The sequence below is a fragment of the Tenebrionibacter intestinalis genome (assembly GCF_016632365.1).
Taxonomy (GTDB): Bacteria; Pseudomonadota; Gammaproteobacteria; order Enterobacterales; family Enterobacteriaceae; genus Tenebrionibacter; species Tenebrionibacter intestinalis.
Genome location: NZ_JAEPBH010000005.1, coordinates 61,450 through 77,978 on the forward strand (window position 1 = coordinate 61,450; position 16,529 = coordinate 77,978).

15 protein-coding genes are annotated in these 16,529 nt (G+C 54.6%); 8 read left to right on the forward strand and 7 right to left on the reverse strand.

Annotated elements, in window-relative coordinates:
- The first annotated feature begins 290 nt into the window (after positions 1-290).
- The 6 genes from gmk to JJB97_RS03125 all read left to right on the forward strand — a co-directional run bounded on the left by gmk (position 291) and on the right by JJB97_RS03125 (position 9,761).
- Positions 291-914, forward strand: coding sequence for a guanylate kinase (gene gmk / locus JJB97_RS03100; protein ID WP_238712342.1), 624 nt, complete (start codon positions 291-293; stop codon positions 912-914).
- 55 nt (positions 915-969) lie between these two features.
- Complete coding sequence (gene rpoZ / locus JJB97_RS03105) at positions 970-1,245, forward strand: DNA-directed RNA polymerase subunit omega (RefSeq protein WP_000135058.1); 276 nt, start codon at positions 970-972, stop codon at positions 1,243-1,245.
- A 21-nt stretch (positions 1,246-1,266) separates the two neighbouring features.
- The gene (gene spoT, locus JJB97_RS03110) at positions 1,267-3,387 is read left to right on the forward strand and encodes a bifunctional GTP diphosphokinase/guanosine-3',5'-bis pyrophosphate 3'-pyrophosphohydrolase (RefSeq protein WP_238712343.1); all 2,121 of its coding nucleotides are present in this window, start codon (positions 1,267-1,269) and stop codon (positions 3,385-3,387) included.
- Between the two features lie 383 nt (positions 3,388-3,770).
- Positions 3,771-5,852, forward strand: coding sequence for an ATP-dependent DNA helicase RecG (recG, locus tag JJB97_RS03115; RefSeq protein ID WP_238712344.1), 2,082 nt, complete (start codon positions 3,771-3,773; stop codon positions 5,850-5,852).
- A 408-nt stretch (positions 5,853-6,260) separates the two neighbouring features.
- The gene (locus JJB97_RS03120) at positions 6,261-7,652 is read left to right on the forward strand and encodes a nucleobase:cation symporter-2 family protein (RefSeq protein WP_238712345.1); all 1,392 of its coding nucleotides are present in this window, start codon (positions 6,261-6,263) and stop codon (positions 7,650-7,652) included.
- Between the two features lie 267 nt (positions 7,653-7,919).
- Complete coding sequence (locus tag JJB97_RS03125) at positions 7,920-9,761, forward strand: AsmA family protein (protein ID WP_238712346.1); 1,842 nt, start codon at positions 7,920-7,922, stop codon at positions 9,759-9,761.
- Here the strand turns inward: JJB97_RS03125 and fabY are convergent, their stop codons facing one another.
- The 3 genes from fabY to yihX form a co-directional block, all read right to left on the reverse strand.
- Positions 9,762-10,703, reverse strand: a complete 942-nt coding sequence (gene fabY, locus JJB97_RS03130) for a fatty acid biosynthesis protein FabY (RefSeq protein ID WP_238712347.1) — start codon at positions 10,701-10,703, stop codon at positions 9,762-9,764. It abuts the gene before it with no gap.
- Between the two features lie 40 nt (positions 10,704-10,743).
- Entirely contained in the window at positions 10,744-11,181 is a 438-nt protein-coding gene (dtd, locus tag JJB97_RS03135; RefSeq protein WP_238712348.1) for a D-aminoacyl-tRNA deacylase, read from the reverse strand.
- A 244-nt stretch (positions 11,182-11,425) separates the two neighbouring features.
- Complete coding sequence (gene yihX / locus JJB97_RS03140) at positions 11,426-12,031, reverse strand: glucose-1-phosphatase (RefSeq protein ID WP_238712349.1); 606 nt, start codon at positions 12,029-12,031, stop codon at positions 11,426-11,428.
- Between the two features lie 52 nt (positions 12,032-12,083).
- On the opposite strand from yihX, the gene JJB97_RS03145 reads away from it, so the two are divergent.
- Positions 12,084-12,536 (forward strand): hypothetical protein, encoded by a 453-nt coding sequence (locus JJB97_RS03145; RefSeq protein ID WP_238712350.1) that lies wholly within the window; start codon positions 12,084-12,086, stop codon positions 12,534-12,536.
- Between the two features lie 218 nt (positions 12,537-12,754).
- Here JJB97_RS03145 and ibpB read toward each other — a convergent pair whose 3' ends face one another.
- Together ibpB and ibpA are read right to left on the reverse strand one after the other, a co-directional pair.
- Entirely contained in the window at positions 12,755-13,183 is a 429-nt protein-coding gene (gene ibpB / locus JJB97_RS03150) for a small heat shock chaperone IbpB (protein WP_238712351.1), read from the reverse strand.
- Between the two features lie 113 nt (positions 13,184-13,296).
- Entirely contained in the window at positions 13,297-13,710 is a 414-nt protein-coding gene (gene ibpA, locus JJB97_RS03155) for a small heat shock chaperone IbpA (RefSeq protein WP_238712352.1), read from the reverse strand.
- Positions 13,711-14,054: 344 nt separating this feature from the next.
- Between ibpA and JJB97_RS03160 the strand changes: the two genes are divergently transcribed.
- A complete protein-coding gene (locus tag JJB97_RS03160; protein ID WP_238712383.1) occupies positions 14,055-14,378 on the forward strand; it encodes a YceK/YidQ family lipoprotein in 324 nt (107 codons plus the stop codon).
- Here JJB97_RS03160 and JJB97_RS03165 read toward each other — a convergent pair whose 3' ends face one another.
- Complete coding sequence (locus tag JJB97_RS03165) at positions 14,379-15,644, reverse strand: DUF3748 domain-containing protein (RefSeq protein WP_238712353.1); 1,266 nt, start codon at positions 15,642-15,644, stop codon at positions 14,379-14,381. It abuts the gene before it with no gap.
- Positions 15,645-16,027: 383 nt separating this feature from the next.
- Positions 16,028-16,522 (reverse strand): cell-envelope stress modulator CpxP, encoded by a 495-nt coding sequence (gene cpxP / locus JJB97_RS03170; RefSeq protein WP_238712354.1) that lies wholly within the window; start codon positions 16,520-16,522, stop codon positions 16,028-16,030.
- Between the last annotated feature and the right edge of the window lie 7 nt (positions 16,523-16,529).

Below are 16,529 nucleotides of genomic sequence, written 5' to 3' on the forward strand. Positions count from 1 at the left end.
CTTCGCATTTCGAGCTTCGTTACATACGTGCGAGCGCGCTTCACGTAAACCATCGCCTTTGCGGCTATTGCGCTAAAAAGAAGGAAAACAGCGCGTGAAACTAAAGAGAAGCGGGCTGCGGACATACGCCCGCTGCCTTTGCTGTGTATAATAAACGCTTATCCGACCGCCGTATTTGTACCCAGGCGCTGGCTGGCCGCGTATCCCACCGGGACCCGCAGCGCAGCCGACGCTGTGTCGGGCACGACATGGCTAACTTTTAATGACATATACCATAAGCAACTCTATTCATGGTCCAGGGCACGCTCTATATTGTTTCCGCACCCAGCGGAGCCGGTAAATCCAGCCTTATTCAGGCATTACTGAAAACACAACCGCTGTACGATACGCAGGTATCCATTTCGCATACAACACGCTCGGCGCGCCCCGGCGAAGTTCACGGCGAACATTATTACTTTGTTGATAAAAACGAGTTTAACGCGATGATCGCCCGGGAGGCTTTCCTTGAGTATGCGGAGGTCTTCGGCAACTTTTACGGCACGTCGCGCGAAGCCATCGAACAGGTGCTGGCCACCGGCGTGGATATTTTTCTTGATATTGACTGGCAGGGCGCTCAGCAAATCCGACAAAAAATGCCGCAGGCGCGCAGTATTTTCATTCTGCCGCCGTCAACGGCTGAGCTTGACCGCCGCCTGCGCGGACGCGGTCAGGACAGCGAAGAGGTTATCGCTAAGCGTATGAGGCAGGCCGTGGCGGAAATGAGCCACTATGCTGAATATGATTATCTTATTGTTAATGACGATTTTGACACAGCGCTGAGCGACCTCAAGACCGTTATTCGCGCTGAGCGCCTGCGAATGGAACGCCAAAAGCAGCGTCACGGCGGTTTAATCAGCAAATTATTGGCAGACTGAGGGCGCTTTCGGGTATTATGCTCAGTCATTTCTTCACCTGTGGGGCATTGTAATTATGGCACGCGTAACTGTTCAGGACGCTGTAGAGAAAATTGGTAACCGTTTTGACCTGGTGCTGGTCGCTGCGCGTCGCGCTCGTCAGATGCAGGTTGGTGGCAAAGATCCGCTGGTGCCGGAAGAAAACGATAAGACTACCGTTATTGCGCTGCGCGAAATTGAAGAAGGCCTGATCAACAATCAGATCCTCGACGTGCGCGAGCGCCAGGAGCAGCAGGAGCAGGAAGCCGCCGAACTGCAGGCAGTCACCGCGATTGCTGAAGGGCGACGTTAATTAACCAGCAGCGGGTAACCCTTGTATCTGTTTGAAAGCCTGAATCAACTGATTCAAAACTATTTGCCTGCAGACCAGATCAAGCGGCTGCAGCAGGCGTATCTGGTCGCACGTGACGCACACGAGGGCCAGACTCGTTCAAGCGGCGAGCCCTACATCACCCATCCCGTAGCGGTAGCCTGTATTCTGGCCGAGATGAAGCTCGACCACGAAACGCTAATGGCGGCCCTGCTGCATGATGTGATCGAAGACACCCCCGCCACCTACCAGGACATGGAACAGTTGTTCGGCAAAAGCGTTGCCGAACTGGTAGAGGGCGTCTCCAAGCTGGATAAACTGAAATTTCGCGACAAGAAAGAGGCGCAGGCCGAAAACTTTCGCAAGATGATCATGGCGATGGTGCAGGATATCCGCGTCATACTGATCAAACTCGCCGACCGAACGCACAATATGCGTACTCTCGGGGCGCTGCGCCCGGATAAGCGTCGGCGCATTGCCAGAGAAACGCTGGAAATTTACAGTCCGCTGGCGCACCGCCTCGGCATCCATAATCTTAAAACCGAGCTTGAAGAGCTGGGGTTTGAGGCGCTATACCCTAACCGTTACCGCGTCATTAAAGAAGTGGTAAAAGCCGCGCGCGGCAACCGTAAGGAGATGATCCAGAAGATCCTTTCTGAAATCGAGGGGCGATTACAGGAGGCTGGCATACTTTGCCTCGTTAGCGGCCGCGAAAAGCACCTCTATTCCATTTATTGCAAAATGGTGCTTAAAGAGCAACGCTTTCACTCCATTATGGATATCTATGCGTTTCGCGTTATCGTAAAAGATGTGGATACCTGCTACCGCGTGCTGGGGCAGATGCACAATCTGTACAAACCCCGTCCCGGCCGCGTTAAAGACTATATCGCCATCCCTAAAGCTAACGGCTATCAGTCTCTTCATACCTCTATGATTGGCCCGCACGGCGTGCCGGTTGAAGTGCAAATTCGCACCGAAGATATGGATATGATGGCGGAAATGGGGGTGGCGGCGCACTGGGCTTATAAAGAACAGGGCGAAAGCAGCACAACGGCGCAGATCCGCGCCCAGCGCTGGATGCAAAGCCTGCTTGAGCTTCAGCAAAGCGCCGGCAGTTCATTTGAATTTATTGAAAGCGTAAAATCAGACCTCTTTCCGGACGAAATCTACGTATTCACCCCAGAAGGCCGCATTGTTGAATTGCCCGCAGGCGCTACGCCTGTGGACTTCGCCTATGCTGTACATACCGATATCGGCCATGCCTGCGTCGGCGCGCGCGTGGATCGCCAGCCCTATCCTCTGTCTCAACCGCTTTTTAGTGGCCAGACGGTAGAAATCATTACCGCGCCAGGCGCGCGGCCCAATGCCGCCTGGCTGAACTTTGTGGTCAGCTCTAAAGCCCGTGCGCGCATTCGCCAGATGCTGAAAAATTTGCGCCGGGAAGACTCTGTAAGCCTGGGCCGCCGCTTGCTTAACCACGCGCTTGGCGGTAGCCGCAAGCTGGCGGAAATTCCGCCGGAAAACATCCAGCGCGAACTGGATCGCATGAAGCTGACAACGCTTGACGATTTGCTGGCGGAAATTGGGTTGGGCAACGCCATGAGCGTGGTTATTGCAAAGAACCTGTTGCAGGGTGAAAGCGCCGCGCAGCAGGCTATGCAAACCTCGGCTATCGGCCACAGTCACCTGCCCATCAAAGGCGCCGATGGCGTCCTTATTACCTTTGCCAAATGCTGCCGCCCGATTCCCGGCGATCCTATTGTCGCACACGTCAGCCCGGGCAAAGGCCTGGTGATTCACCATGAATCCTGCCGCAATATTCGCGGCTATCAGAAAGAGCCTGAGAAATTCATGGCGGTAGAATGGGCAGCCGAAACCGAGCAGGAATTTATCACTGAAATTAAGGTTGAAATGTTCAACCACCATGGCGCGCTGGCAAACCTGACGGCATCTATTAATACTGCGGGCTCCAGTATCCAGAGCCTGAATACGGAAGAGAAAGACGGCCGCGTCTATACCGCGTTTATTCGCCTGACGGCGCGCGATCGCGTCCAACTGGCAAACATTATGCGTAAAATTCGCGTAATGCCGGATGTGTTTAAAGTGAACCGCAACCGAAACTAAATTATGAACCCACGGCGCTATGCACATCTCGGTGAAAGGCTGGGCTTACGTCAGCCCGGACTCACAGTATGCATGGGGAAGACGCCTGCTATATCGGCTGTTTTCCGCTCGGCAGCCGTCATGATACATAAAACGCGCGCCATCAGGACCACAGGTTGGTTACGCGCAGCCGTGGGTAATACGAGCGTTCGTCTTAGGGCGCGGTGGTTACACATGCTCGCCGCCCGTTTTTCCCCCCCAGCCGCTGATTTTCGCCATATCGATAGCCCCCGCTCGCCCCATATTCTTATGAACAGGAAAAAAACCGGCATTGCGCACAGGATACCGGCGGAATTGACGCCGTTGCCGGCTTACGGGTTTGTATACAGGCGAGGGAATAAACCATGAAAGGCAGGCTGCTGGACGCTATTGCGCTTAGCTCGCTGACCGGCGTCGGCGCCAGCCAGAGCGAGAAGCTGGCAAAAATTGGTCTGCACACGGTGCAGGATCTCTTGTTGCATCTGCCGCTGCGCTATGAGGACCGAACGCAGCTCTACGCCATCGGCAAACTTCTTCCCGGTATGTATGCCACAGTTGAGGGAGAGGTTCTTAACTGCGCGGTCACGTTTGGCCGCCGCCGCATGATGGTTTGCCAGGTTAGCGATGGCAGCGGCATTCTTACCATGCGCTTTTTTAATTTTAATGCGGCAATGAAAAATAGCCTCGTCACGGGCCGCCGCGTGCTGGCCTATGGCGAGGCAAAGCGCGGGCAACACGGCGCGGAGATGATTCATCCGCAATACCAGCTTCAGGGTGAACATGACGCACCCGTGCTACAGGAAACCCTGACGCCGGTGTATCCAACCACCGAAGGCGTCAGGCAGGCCACTTTACGCAAGTTGACCGACCAGGCGCTGGATCTGCTCGACAGTTGCGCCATTGCCGAGCTATTGCCGCCAGAACTGGCGCAGGGGTTAATGAGCCTGCCGCAAGCGCTGCGCACGCTGCACCGCCCGCCTCCCTCAATGCAACTTAGCGATCTGGAAAGCGGCAAGCATCCGGCCCAGCGTCGCCTGATTATAGAGGAACTGCTGGCGCACAACCTGAGTATGCTGGCGTTGCGGGCTGGCGCGCAACGTTATCACGCCAGGCCGCTTGCCGCCGTGGATACGCTAAAAAACAGCCTGCTGGACGCATTGCCTTTTAAACCTACGGGCGCGCAAAAGCGTGTGGTGGCGGATATTGAGCGCGATCTCCAGTCAAACGTGCCGATGATGCGGCTGCTTCAGGGCGATGTCGGCTCAGGGAAAACGCTGGTAGCCGCGCTGGCCGCGCTGCGGGCGATTGCCAATGGCCAGCAGGCGGCATTAATGGCGCCTACTGAGCTTCTTGCCGAGCAGCACGCGAATACGTTCCGCGCCTGGTTTGAACCGCTTGGCGTGGAAGTCGGCTGGCTTTCCGGTAAACAGAAAGGCAAAGCGCGTCTGATGCAGCAGGAGGCTATCGCCAGCGGCAGGATAGCAATGATTGTGGGCACCCACGCTATATTTCAGGAGCAGGTGCAGTTTAGCGCGCTCGCGCTGGTTATTATTGACGAACAGCACCGTTTCGGCGTTCATCAGCGCCTGGCGCTGTGGGAAAAAGGGCAGCAACAAGGTTTTCATCCGCACCAGCTTATTATGACTGCGACACCCATTCCGCGTACGCTGGCTATGACCGCCTATGCGGATCTGGATACTTCGGTTATCGACGAGTTGCCGCCGGGCCGCACGCCGGTTACCACTGCTGCCATTGCCGATACTCGCCGTAGCGATATCATTGACCGCGTGCGTCACGCCTGTATGGAAGAAAACCGCCAGGCATACTGGGTATGTACGCTAATAGAAGAATCAGACCTGCTGGAAGCGCAGGCGGCGCAGGCCACCTGGGAAGAGCTGAAGCTGGCGCTACCGGAGCTAAACGTTGGGCTGGTACACGGCCGTATGAAGCCTCTTGAAAAGCAGGCTGTTATGCAGATGTTTAAGCAAGGCGAACTGCATTTGCTGGTTGCAACCACGGTTATTGAAGTTGGCGTAGATGTCGCAAACGCCAGCCTGATGATTATTGAAAACCCGGAGAGGCTTGGGCTGGCTCAGCTACACCAGCTACGCGGGCGCGTGGGGCGCGGCGCGGTGGCGTCTCACTGCGTGCTCCTGTATAAGTCGCCGCTTTCCGCCACTGCCCGGAAACGGTTGCAGGTGCTGCGCGACAGTAACGACGGCTTTGCTATCGCGCAAAAAGATCTGGAAATCCGCGGCCCCGGCGAGCTGCTTGGCGTCCGCCAGACCGGAAACGCGGAGTTTAAGGTTGCCGATTTACTGCGCGACCAGGCTATGATCCCGCAAGTACAGCGTATGGCGCGCCATATTCACGAACGCTGGCCGCAACAGGCGGCGGCGCTGATTGAACGCTGGATGCCGCAAACCGAGCGCTACTCCAACGCCTGAATTTTGCCCCGGAAAGCAGTCGCTCTCTATTATCTCCTTTCTCCCTGCGTGCCCGGCAAGCGGCTTTCCTGTCGCTCTACAGCTTCGCGAAATGACTGCGCTAGCTGTGTTAAGCGCAAAATGTCCCACAACCGCTCACGCTAATGCCCAAATACTTTATGGCTGGCAGCCTCCACCGTTGTCGAAACCACAGCGTCTGCGCGTGTGGCGGTAACAAACATAGCTATGCTGACTTTAGTCTCTGTATTTCGACATCAATTTTTGATTGAAAAGAAAAAGTGAGGCAAGCAGCGATGCGTTCGCCCGCCTCTGTGCCTTCGCAAATCCGGCCTGTGGAGCAATCGTTTGCTTTCCTGTATCACACTTCGATAAAATCAGCGTTTTTCCACCACGGGATAATAGCTTCCGATGTCCGTTAACACAGCCGGTTCGCAGAATACGCAGCCACACACGCCATCCACCCCCAGCGAACTGATTTTCCGTCTCGAAGACAGACCACCGCTGCCGCAAACTTTCTTTGCCGCGCTGCAACACCTGCTGGCGATGTTTGTTGCCGTCATTACCCCTGCGCTGTTAATTTGCCAGGCGCTGGGGCTGCCCGCTCAGGATACCCAGCATATTATCAGCATGTCGCTGTTTGCGTCGGGCGTGGCGTCTGTTATTCAGATTAAAGCCTGGGGGCCGGTAGGTTCGGGGTTGCTGTCAATTCAGGGCACCAGTTTTAATTTTGTTTCACCGCTTATTATGGGCGGAATGGCGCTGAAAAACGGCGGCGCTGACGTGCCGACGATGATGGCCGCGCTGTTTGGTACGCTGATGCTGGCAAGCTGCACCGAAATGGTTGTTTCACGCGTGCTCCATCTGGCCCGGCGCATTATTACGCCGCTGGTTTCCGGCGTGGTGGTGATGATTATCGGTCTGTCGCTGATTCAGGTAGGGTTAACGTCGATAGGCGGGGGGTATTCAGCAATAAGCAATCATACTTTTGGCGCGCCGAAAAACCTGTTGCTGGCCGGCGCCGTTGTTTTAACGATTATCCTGCTTAACCGCCAGCGTAATCCTTATCTGCGTATCGCTTCACTGGTAATTGCAATGGTCGTGGGGTACCTGCTGGCCTGGGCGCTGGATATGCTGCCGCAGAATACCGCCCCAGCCAACGACGCACTGATTATGGTTCCCACGCCGCTCTATTACGGCCTCGGTATTGACTGGAATCTGCTGCTGCCGCTGGTGCTGGTGTTCATGATCACTTCACTGGAAACCATTGGCGATATCACTGCTACCTCCGATGTTTCAGAGCAACCGGTTTCCGGGCCGCTGTATATGCGGCGCCTGAAAGGCGGCGTGTTGGCAAACGGCCTTAACTCGTTCGTTTCCGCCGTTTTCAATACCTTTCCTAACTCCTGCTTCGGTCAGAATAACGGCGTCATTCAGCTAACCGGAGTCGCCAGCCGCTATGTCGGATTTGTGGTTGCGCTGATGCTTATCGTACTGGGCCTGTTCCCGGCAGTAAGCGGATTCGTGCAACATATTCCTGAACCCGTGCTCGGCGGCGCAACTATCGTAATGTTCGGTACTATCGCCGCCTCTGGCGTGCGCATCGTGTCGCGTGAGCCTATTAATCGCCGCTCTATTATGATTATCGCGCTGTCGCTGGCGGCCGGGTTAGGGATTTCCCAACAGCCGCTGATACTGCAATTCATGCCGGACTGGATTAAAAATCTGTTTTCTTCCGGTATTGCTGCGGGCGGTATCACAGCTATTGTGCTGAATTTGATTTTCCCGCCGGAAAAAAATTGATTCTGCTTTAGCAGCGGTTCGTCGCTGCTAAAGCAGTTGGCAAAGGTTGGGTCAAACCATTGCAGTTTGCAATAACAACAAATTAATCGCCTTGTTTTTCATCTGCTAACCACAAAGAGGGCAAGACTGTGCTTTTGCTCTCTTTGCCGTCAATCTACGCGGTGATTCTTCCGCGCGCTGTTTTGCGAATCCCTTCCCTTGAGCTGTCACAATAATTCAGGCATAACACCTGCTGGGCCGGTTTGGATGCGCTAACGGAAGGGATTTATGAAATTGTTGAAAAAACTCGTTATAACAGTGCTGATCATCACTGGGAGTCTCGGGATCGCTCTGTATTTTCTGTTGCAGACGCACTGGGGAGCGAGTGCCATCAGCAATCTTATCGCTGAAAACAGCCGCTGGCGTCTCACATTCGACAGAATGGACCACCGCTGGTCATCCCCCTCGCACCTGATTTTTGAAAACGTTAGCATTGGCCGCAGCGGCGAGCCTGCTGCGCTTGTAGCAAAAAAGGTAGATATTGGCCTGAGCCGCCGCCAGATAGCTGAACCGCGCCGGGTTGACAGCATTTTGCTGGAAAACGGCGCGCTAAACCTCGCGTTTGCGCCCTTACCGCTGCGTGCCGATACGCTGCGCCTGAAGGGCGTCTCGGTGACTAACCCCGGTCAGGGTATTGCCGTTAGCGCCCGCCAGGTTACCGGGGGAATTCGCCCCTGGCAGCCAGATGCAGAACATATTCTCGGGCGCAGGGCGCAGTTTCAGTTTAGCGCCGAAGAACTGACGCTCAACGGCATTAATGCGCGCAACGCGCTGGTACAGGGCAGCGTCAGCAACGGCGAAATTAATTTACAGACAATAGGGGCCGATCTGGCGCGCGGCACGCTTACCGGCCGCGCCCTGCGCGACGCACAGGGACGCTGGCGGGTGAAAAACCTGCGCCTGAATGACATTCGTTTGCAAAGCGATAAACCGCTGGCAGAATGGCTCTCTCCCGTTAGCCAGTTGGCAGAGCTAACGCTTGAACGTATGGAAATTGTTGATGCCCGCCTTGAAGGCCCTGGCTGGGCATTGAGCGATCTCAGCCTTAGCCTGCGAAATCTCACCCTGGAAAAAGGCAGATGGAGCAGCCAGGATGGAACGCTGTCGCTAAACGCCGGCGAAGTCATCTGGGGCAATCAGCAATTCAGTAACCCTGTACTTGACGCTAATTTATCCGCGCAGGGCGTAACGCTGCGCCAGTTTAGTTCTCACTGGCAAAAGGGCATGGTACGGGCTTCCGGCCAGTGGCTACGGGATACGCACACCCTGGCGCTTACCGATCTGGCGCTGGCAGGGCTGGAATATACGCTGCCTGAAAACTGGAAAGCCGTATGGCTTGCTCCACTCCCGGGCTGGCTTAGCGAGGTTACCGTGCAAAACCTTTCCGCCAGCCGCAATCTGCTGATTGATATTGATCCAACTTTCCCGTTCCAGATAACCTCACTGGATGCCAGCGGCCAACGGCTACGGCTGGCGCATAACAGGCAGTGGGGGCTATGGGATGGCAAACTCGATCTGACGGCGGCGGCGGCCACGTTTAACCGCAACGATGTTCGCCGTCCTTCTCTGAAGCTCAGCGCCATGCCGGAACATATCAACATTAGCGAACTGAGCGCGTTTGCCGGTGAAGGCATGCTGGAAGCGACGGGGAGTATCGGCCAGCAATTCCAGCGCCCGTTTACGCTAAACGTATCCGCACGCAACGTACCGCTCGATCTGCTTAATAACTGGGGCTGGCCACCGCTCATGCTGAAGGGAAACGGGGCGCTACGCATGAATATCAAGGGAAGCCTGCAGGCAGGGCAACCGCTAAGGCCGACTATTAGCGGTCAGCTACATGCCGTAGACGGGCAGGGCAACACGGCGCAGCAGACAATGGAAGCCGGTATCCTTCGCGGCGGCGAAGCCTTAACGCAACCACAACAGCCAAACAAGGAAGACAGCGCAGCCGCGCAAAACCAGCCGGCTGCGCAGGATAGTTCTGCCAGCCGCGATGAAGCCCGTGAGGCGCCGGCGAATGCGACCACCGGGCAGCCTGAGCATCAGGCGTTCGACGCAGGGTTTATCTGACTACTCCTCTTCGTTACCGCCTTCTTCGAGTGGCCCAAACGGGCAAGCGGGCAATACGATAAAAACGCCTTCGAACACGGCGCCGACTTCATCGTCGCCGTATAGCTCTACCTCCAGTTGAACCCGTGCCTTGCGCCCGCGCGCCAGGCGATCGAGGTCACCGCTAAGCGAACCCAGATCCGCAATGGCGCCGGGGCGGCCGCTGATGGGTTTGCTATAGCGGATATGGGCGTCAGCGAGGATAATCGTACCGCCAAGGTGGCGCTCGCGCAGCATTAGCCAGATAAGCCCCCAGCCGGTCAGCGTCGCGATGGAAAAGAGGCTACCGGCAAACAGGGTATGGTGAGGGTTCTGATTGCCGCTTTCGGGCATTGTGGTAATAAATTTTTGCCCGGTGTACTGAAGTATACGTACGCCCATTTTTTCGCTCAGCGGAATGTGCTGATACCAGGCCTGCTGTAGCTGCCCACACCAGTCGGCACGATGCAAAATGTCATCCAGGGTCTGCACCGGTTTTACCATTAAAAAATGGCGCACCGGGGTCGTCTGCGGCGTGGTGATCTCCCCCTGATCGATAAAGCCCAGCTTGCTAAAAAATGCAACAGCATCTTCACGCGCGCTGCAGGTAATGCGCTTAACGCCCTCCTGGCGCGCGACTGACTCCAGCGTCATTGCAACCAGCGTACCCAGCCCTTTATGCTGTACTGCCGCATCCACGGCCAGAAAGCGTATCGACGCTTCATTTTCAGCGTTGATATAAAGCCGCCCAACGGCAACGATCTTACCGTCTTCGTCCACCACCATCTGGTGGTGAGCCAGCGCATCCCAGGCGTCGCGCTCAGAGCCTTTGGGCTGGTGTAAAGGTTTGCGCAACTTTTCCCAGCGAAACTGGTAATAGCGCTCCAGCTCTTCCTGCGTTTGCGGTACACGTAGGTGATACATTGTTGTACTCTCTGCGGTTAACGGCGCCGCACACGGCGCATCAGACCTGAAGCCAGAAGGTCACCGGGCCATCGTTGACCAGCGAAACCTGCATGTCGGCGGCAAAACGACCGGTTGCGGTTTCAGCGCCCTGCGCGCGGCAGCGTTCAACAAAATAGTTGTAAAGCGCTTGAGCGCGTTCGGGGCGCGCGCCGCGAGAAAAACCAGGCCGCATACCTCGCGTGGTATCCGCCGCCAGCGTGAACTGCGAAACCACTAATATGCTACCGCCAGCCTGCAGCACGTTAAGATTCATTTTCCCTTCGTCGTCGCTGAAAATGCGGTAGCCCAACACCCGTTCACACAGGCGGTCCGCTTTTTGTTCATCGTCTTCTTTTTCGACCCCTAATAACACCAAAAGTCCGGGGCCTGTTTCCCCTGTTACCACATTATCTACGGTAACGCTGGCGCGTGTTACGCGCTGAATTAATGCAATCATGGCAATTCCGTAAGGCTTTTTTATTACTCACAACCTGTGAGAGTGGCAGCAAACAGGTTACCGGGCAAGCGCTCCGGCATGGGAAACGTCGGTTGCGCGCACAGCCCATGTAATCAGGATGAACATTTCTGCCGGGGATAATCACACTCACTGTTTCCTTCAACCGCCTGCGCTAATACGCAATAAAAACCCCTAATCGTTGAACGTCCAACTTTCGGGGTCTGTTTTATACGGCGGGATGTACTCATCTTAGCGCAGCGCTAGCTGCAAAGTAGCCAGGGATAGTCGATTTATCAACTACCAGCACGCTGGCGATGCCGCATGCTTCTGCGCCTCGAATATTTTCAGCGTTGTCATCAAAAAATAGCGTATCTGCCGCGCTGAAACCTTCTTCTTCCAGCACTTTCTGAAAAATACGCGCCTCCGGTTTACGCATCCCCATATCCTGGGACAACCATACGCGGTCCGCAGCGGCATAAATTTCCGGATATTGGTCTGGCCAGAAGGTGGTATGGAGACGGTTTGTATTGGACAGCACCACTACGCGATTGCCCTGTGCCCGCAGATTGTGCATTATCTCAATCACTTCCGGACGTAGCCCGACAAACACCGCCTGCCAGCCTGCGGCGAACTGCTCATAGCTCAGCGGCAGCGCCAGCTCTTGACAAAGGGCTGCTGCGAAATCTTCATCGCTGATTTCTCCACGCTCGTGGCGCTCAAACGCTTCGCCGGGAACAAAACTTTTTTGCAGGTTCGCCAACGGAACACGCGTATAGTCGCTCCACACGCCAAGCACGCGACCAAAATCGATATCAATAATGACGTTCCCCAAATCAAAGATATAAAGCATTCTTTTCTCCTTGCGCGCCATAAAGAAATCACTGTAACGTTTAACCCCAGCTTTGACTATTCAGAAAAAACGCCGCAACGCCAGAACGTTCAACGACATCTGCTGTGTCGTTAAACGATATGCGCATATCAATAATATTTTTAATCGCCTGCTGGCGCTTTATTTTGCTGTTTTTATTATGAATATTAATTATCTGCCAATGGCTGGCGGGAGTGCGCTCCCTGTAACTTCGCCAGGCGATATCCCAGGTTTTAAGATGAATTTCATGAAATTCAATAAGGAAACACGTTTAAAAAGCATTCAGCCACGGCTCGCGACAAAAACAAACTATCGCTCTTTACGCAGATGGCTGGATTACGTTATGCATATGCTTAAACACCGCTTGATATTTAACCTGCCCGGCCGATTCAGAAGTAGTCACTTTTCGCCTGTGCAAAGGTCAAATAGGGTGTTTGGGCGTATTTCTATAAAAAACCTGTGGGGAAATGGCGGTCGATGGGGGTAAGAGCGTGTTCTGTTTACTTGCAAGGCGGAAATTTGTTGCCAGACAGGCAGGATAAGGGGCGTTTGCTTTGCGAATTCAGCCCGCCATTCGGGCGGGCTAATTTTCTGTTGCGCTCCGGTTCGCCAGTTTCTGCGCAGTACAGCCTCTCGTACGACGAGAGGCTGTTATGGCCTGAGCGAGTCCCGTTTTATCTCCGGGCCTTTTTACTTGCAGCGCAATTAGCTATTCAGCGCAGGTCGTTCGCTGATGGCTATGCGCTGCGGTTCAATCGCATCCGGGACGTTACGCACCAGATCGATATGCAGCAGGCCATTGGTAAAAGTCGCGCCGGCAACTGTCATATTTTCCGCCAGCGTGAAGCTTAAGCTAAATGGCTGTGTTACCAACCCCTTGTGCAGCCACTTTGGCTCGGTTGCGGGCAGTGGCGGATGGCCTTTTACGCTCAGGCGCGTTCCTTCCAGTTCAATTTCCAGGTCTTCCTGACGAAAACCCGCCAGCGCAAGTGTGATGCGATAGTGGTTATCATCGCTTTTTTCGATGTTATAGGGAGGAAAACTCTGTGCTTCGCCGGTGGTTTGCAGCGCATTAGCCAGTTTGTCAAAACCAATCCACTGCCGCAGCAGCGGGGATACGTCAAAATTACGCATAATGATACTCCTTCTTTGAAGCGAGTGAATATTGTCAGCACAGGCGGCCGACATCTGCTTCCGTTAACGGCAAGCAATTAAGGTAAACGCGCCGTGCGGCGGCGCGCGGTAAATCAATTAATCTCGATACGACGCGGTTTCATCGCTTCCGGGATGACACGTTCAAGCTCGATATACAACAGGCCGTTAACCAACGTGGCGCCACGCACGTGGATATTTTCCGCCAACTGAAATTTGCGTTCGAAATTACGTTCGGCGATGCCCTGATACAAATATGTACGCTCTTTTTGCTCGCCAGGACGAGCGCCTTTGACTACCAGTAGGTTATCCTGAGCCGTAATATCAAGATCATTTTCAGCAAACCCGGCGACGGCAATCGCAATGCGGTAGTGGTTTTCATCTACCAGTTCAACGTTGTATGGAGGGTAGCCGCCATTGCCCTGGCTCTGGTTGCTTTCAAGCAGGTTAAACAGGCGGTCAAAGCCGATAGCAGTACGATACAGCGGGGACAGGTCAAAATTACGCATAAGTGCTAGCTCCTGAAATCAGCGAGAATGTATAACGCCTTCCATTTGGACAGGCCTTGTGGTGTGCGCTCCCGTTCGGCAAGCCGCTTTCAGACCACGAATATAAAATGAATCCGAAAATCTGAATTTCAAGGCGGGTATCGTTATTTTTTTGAGCTACGCACGTTCTTTGCTTAGACTACAGGGCGGAAGTAGCCAGAAAATATGCGTTGCGAGCAGTAAATTCCAGAGAATCTGCGAACACACCCACAGAGCGGAGTTTTAAGACTATTCAATACGGACCGGGGTGTTTATAACCCTTTAACAGGCATTGCGCAGTGCCTCACTTCCAGGGGAAGAAAATGATGTTGAGAAGCTATTTTCATAGAATTTTATTCGGCAGCGCGGTCGCCGTTTTATGCGGCTGTTCGAGCATTATGACCCATACCGGAGGCGAGCCGGGCTACTATACAGGCACGCGCGCCAGCTATAACATGCTAAAAGACGACAAGACCAGTTGGGGAATGAAACCGCTTGCGGCGCTGGATCTGCCCTTCTCCGCCATTATGGATACCGTGCTGCTGCCCTGGGATGCCTTTCGCACCGATAAATCGGTGAAAAACCGCGTAAAGGAGAGCGAGGATTCCTCTCTCTTCACTAATTCCGTTATTCCTCCGGCTAAACCATAGCTATAGCGAGGTTTCCGTCACCATGAGTTGCCGGAAACCGCCTACGTCCTGCATCCATGCTACCTGGCTACCGTCAGGCGAAAACAGCACGGCATCCGCCGAAGGCGCGACGGGCAATTCGTCAGTGAGCGCCGTTATTTCACCGGTTAGCGCGTCGCATATTACAATACGGCGACCCTGCGCAAAGCCAATATGGCTTCCGGCAGGATGCCAGTTAAACGCAGAATCCACGCCCGCGCCATGCGTCAACTGACGCGGTTCGCCGCCGTTAGGCGAAAGCAGCCACAATTGCGCAACGCCGCCATCATCAAGCATTAAAAAGGCCAGGTTTTCTCCCTGCCGATCGCTGCGAATCCAGTGGCGGGGCGTGCCTGCCAGCCCCGGATAGCGTCGGTTATGGGTAAACGTAAGGCGGCGTTGGGCCACGCCTGCCGGCGGCGCCGGTAGGGTGTCATCCGTTCCCTGTAGCGGCGCATCGCCCGCCTGCTTCCAGGCGTTCTCATCTGCGGGTAAATCGACAATAAATAACTCCGGCACGTTATCGCCCTGAAGCGATCGGGTGTCGCCAATAAACGCCAGCGCCCAGCGCTGACGCGTGCCGTCTGGCTTCAGGTATCCTTCTGCTCCCACCCAGCCTTCTTCATAAGCTCGATTGATATCGTCGCTGCCGGGCTGCGGCTGCGCCATAGTGCGGCTAACCAGCACGCACCAGTGGCTGCCTGCATATTCACGCGGATGGCGCCCCGGCGGCGTAACCGGCCCATAGGGCAGCGCCACGCCTATGTTGCGCAAATCAAGCGCCGGATCGCGCATATGCAATACATGATCGTTATAGGTAAAGCTCAGACGGCTGCCGTCCGGGCTCCAGACGTGAACGTGACTGCCGCCGCGCAGCGCGCCGGGCGTATACGGCGTAGTAATATCCATCGCATCCAGATTGCTCGCCTGTCCTGTCTGCGCCACCACCACGCCGCGCCGGTGATGAAAGTCGTAATGCCAGTCTGCGTTCGGGTTTTCCGGCCCGTGAATAAACACATAGCGTGTCGGCAACTGCGGATTTACGGTTACAACACCCACGTGTGCGCCGTGTGGTGCCCGGTAAATCACCTGTACCTCTCCTGTTTGCACGTTTACGCGCTCAATGGTCTCACCGGTAAACGATGATCCGGACGGGCGGACGTCAAAAGCCAGCCAGCGGCCGTCGGGCGTCCAGGCGTTGATATTGGTAAGCTGATGGTTACGCGGCGCAAAAGTGAGCTGTTTCACGGCATTTAGTCCTGAGGGGATAAATGCCAAAAGGGTAAAAGATCTGCTGTAAAAAATCTTGCGCCGTGTACCGGTCAGCGATGTAAATATTTGCTCTGTTGGGCTGTCAGCAAGTCAGGCAACGGGAAAAATGCTGGCAGAAGAGGCGCCCTGGCAATGAAATATTTCAACAATACGCCAGTTTGAAGATCCGTCACTGTCTGTAGAGACGGATAACCCCAGGCGCTTAAAGCGACTTGCAACTGCTTAAAACGTTTTTACGGTGGACTCATTTTTAAGGGTTTTCTTCTCACTGCCTGATAAAAAAGGCCCCCACATCATGTGGGGGAAGACAGGGATGGTGTCTATGGCAAGGAAAACAGAAGTATTACTGGTTACTAAGGTTACGGATTACTGCTACTAAGCTGTAAAATGGAATGCGTTTGCTGGTCGGCAATTTCACGAAGCTCGTTCATAAGCTGATGATGTTTATCGTTTAAAATTGCCCGTTGCTCAGGCGTTAGCAGCCGAAACATTTGGTTGCGTACCTTTGCCATTTCCACCTGGCGGGCAACCTGTTCCCGGGCCATTTTTTCAGCCTGAATACGCACAGCTTTTTCGTCAAAATTTTCAGACGTAATAAGCCGGTGCATAACTTCTAATTCGCTAACATTAACAGGGGACTGGCTATGTTTTGCCAGATGCATCAGATCGCGCATTTGTTGGCGTTGCTGTTCAGTCAGACTAATACCGTCAAACATATGCTGCTGAATGATGTTGTGCTGCGTTGTCTCTTCAACCTGATGCCATCTGTCGCCTGTGTTTGCTTCAACAACCTGCCCGGGGAACAGAGTGAGCGCCAGGGCCGAGGCCATGATGACAGCAGTAACATTGCGCATCACTTAC

Excerpts from the sequence above, each read along its gene's own strand:
- dtd (WP_238712348.1), bottom strand. The coding sequence starts at position 11,181 with ATGATTGCATTAATTCAGCGCGTAACACGCGCCAGCGTTACCGTAGAT.
- recG (WP_238712344.1), top strand. The coding sequence starts at position 3,771 with ATGAAAGGCAGGCTGCTGGACGCTATTGCGCTTAGCTCGCTGACCGGC.
- ibpB (WP_238712351.1), bottom strand. The coding sequence starts at position 13,183 with ATGCGTAATTTTGACGTATCCCCGCTGCTGCGGCAGTGGATTGGTTTT.
- JJB97_RS03160 (WP_238712383.1), top strand. The coding sequence starts at position 14,055 with ATGTTGAGAAGCTATTTTCATAGAATTTTATTCGGCAGCGCGGTCGCC.
- JJB97_RS03120 (WP_238712345.1), top strand. The coding sequence starts at position 6,261 with ATGTCCGTTAACACAGCCGGTTCGCAGAATACGCAGCCACACACGCCA.
- yihX (WP_238712349.1), bottom strand. The coding sequence starts at position 12,031 with ATGCTTTATATCTTTGATTTGGGGAACGTCATTATTGATATCGATTTT.
- gmk (WP_238712342.1), top strand. The coding sequence starts at position 291 with ATGGTCCAGGGCACGCTCTATATTGTTTCCGCACCCAGCGGAGCCGGT.
- cpxP (WP_238712354.1), bottom strand. The coding sequence starts at position 16,522 with ATGCGCAATGTTACTGCTGTCATCATGGCCTCGGCCCTGGCGCTCACT.
- ibpA (WP_238712352.1), bottom strand. The coding sequence starts at position 13,710 with ATGCGTAATTTTGACCTGTCCCCGCTGTATCGTACTGCTATCGGCTTT.
- JJB97_RS03125 (WP_238712346.1), top strand. The coding sequence starts at position 7,920 with ATGAAATTGTTGAAAAAACTCGTTATAACAGTGCTGATCATCACTGGG.
- rpoZ (WP_000135058.1), top strand. The coding sequence starts at position 970 with ATGGCACGCGTAACTGTTCAGGACGCTGTAGAGAAAATTGGTAACCGT.
- fabY (WP_238712347.1), bottom strand. The coding sequence starts at position 10,703 with ATGTATCACCTACGTGTACCGCAAACGCAGGAAGAGCTGGAGCGCTAT.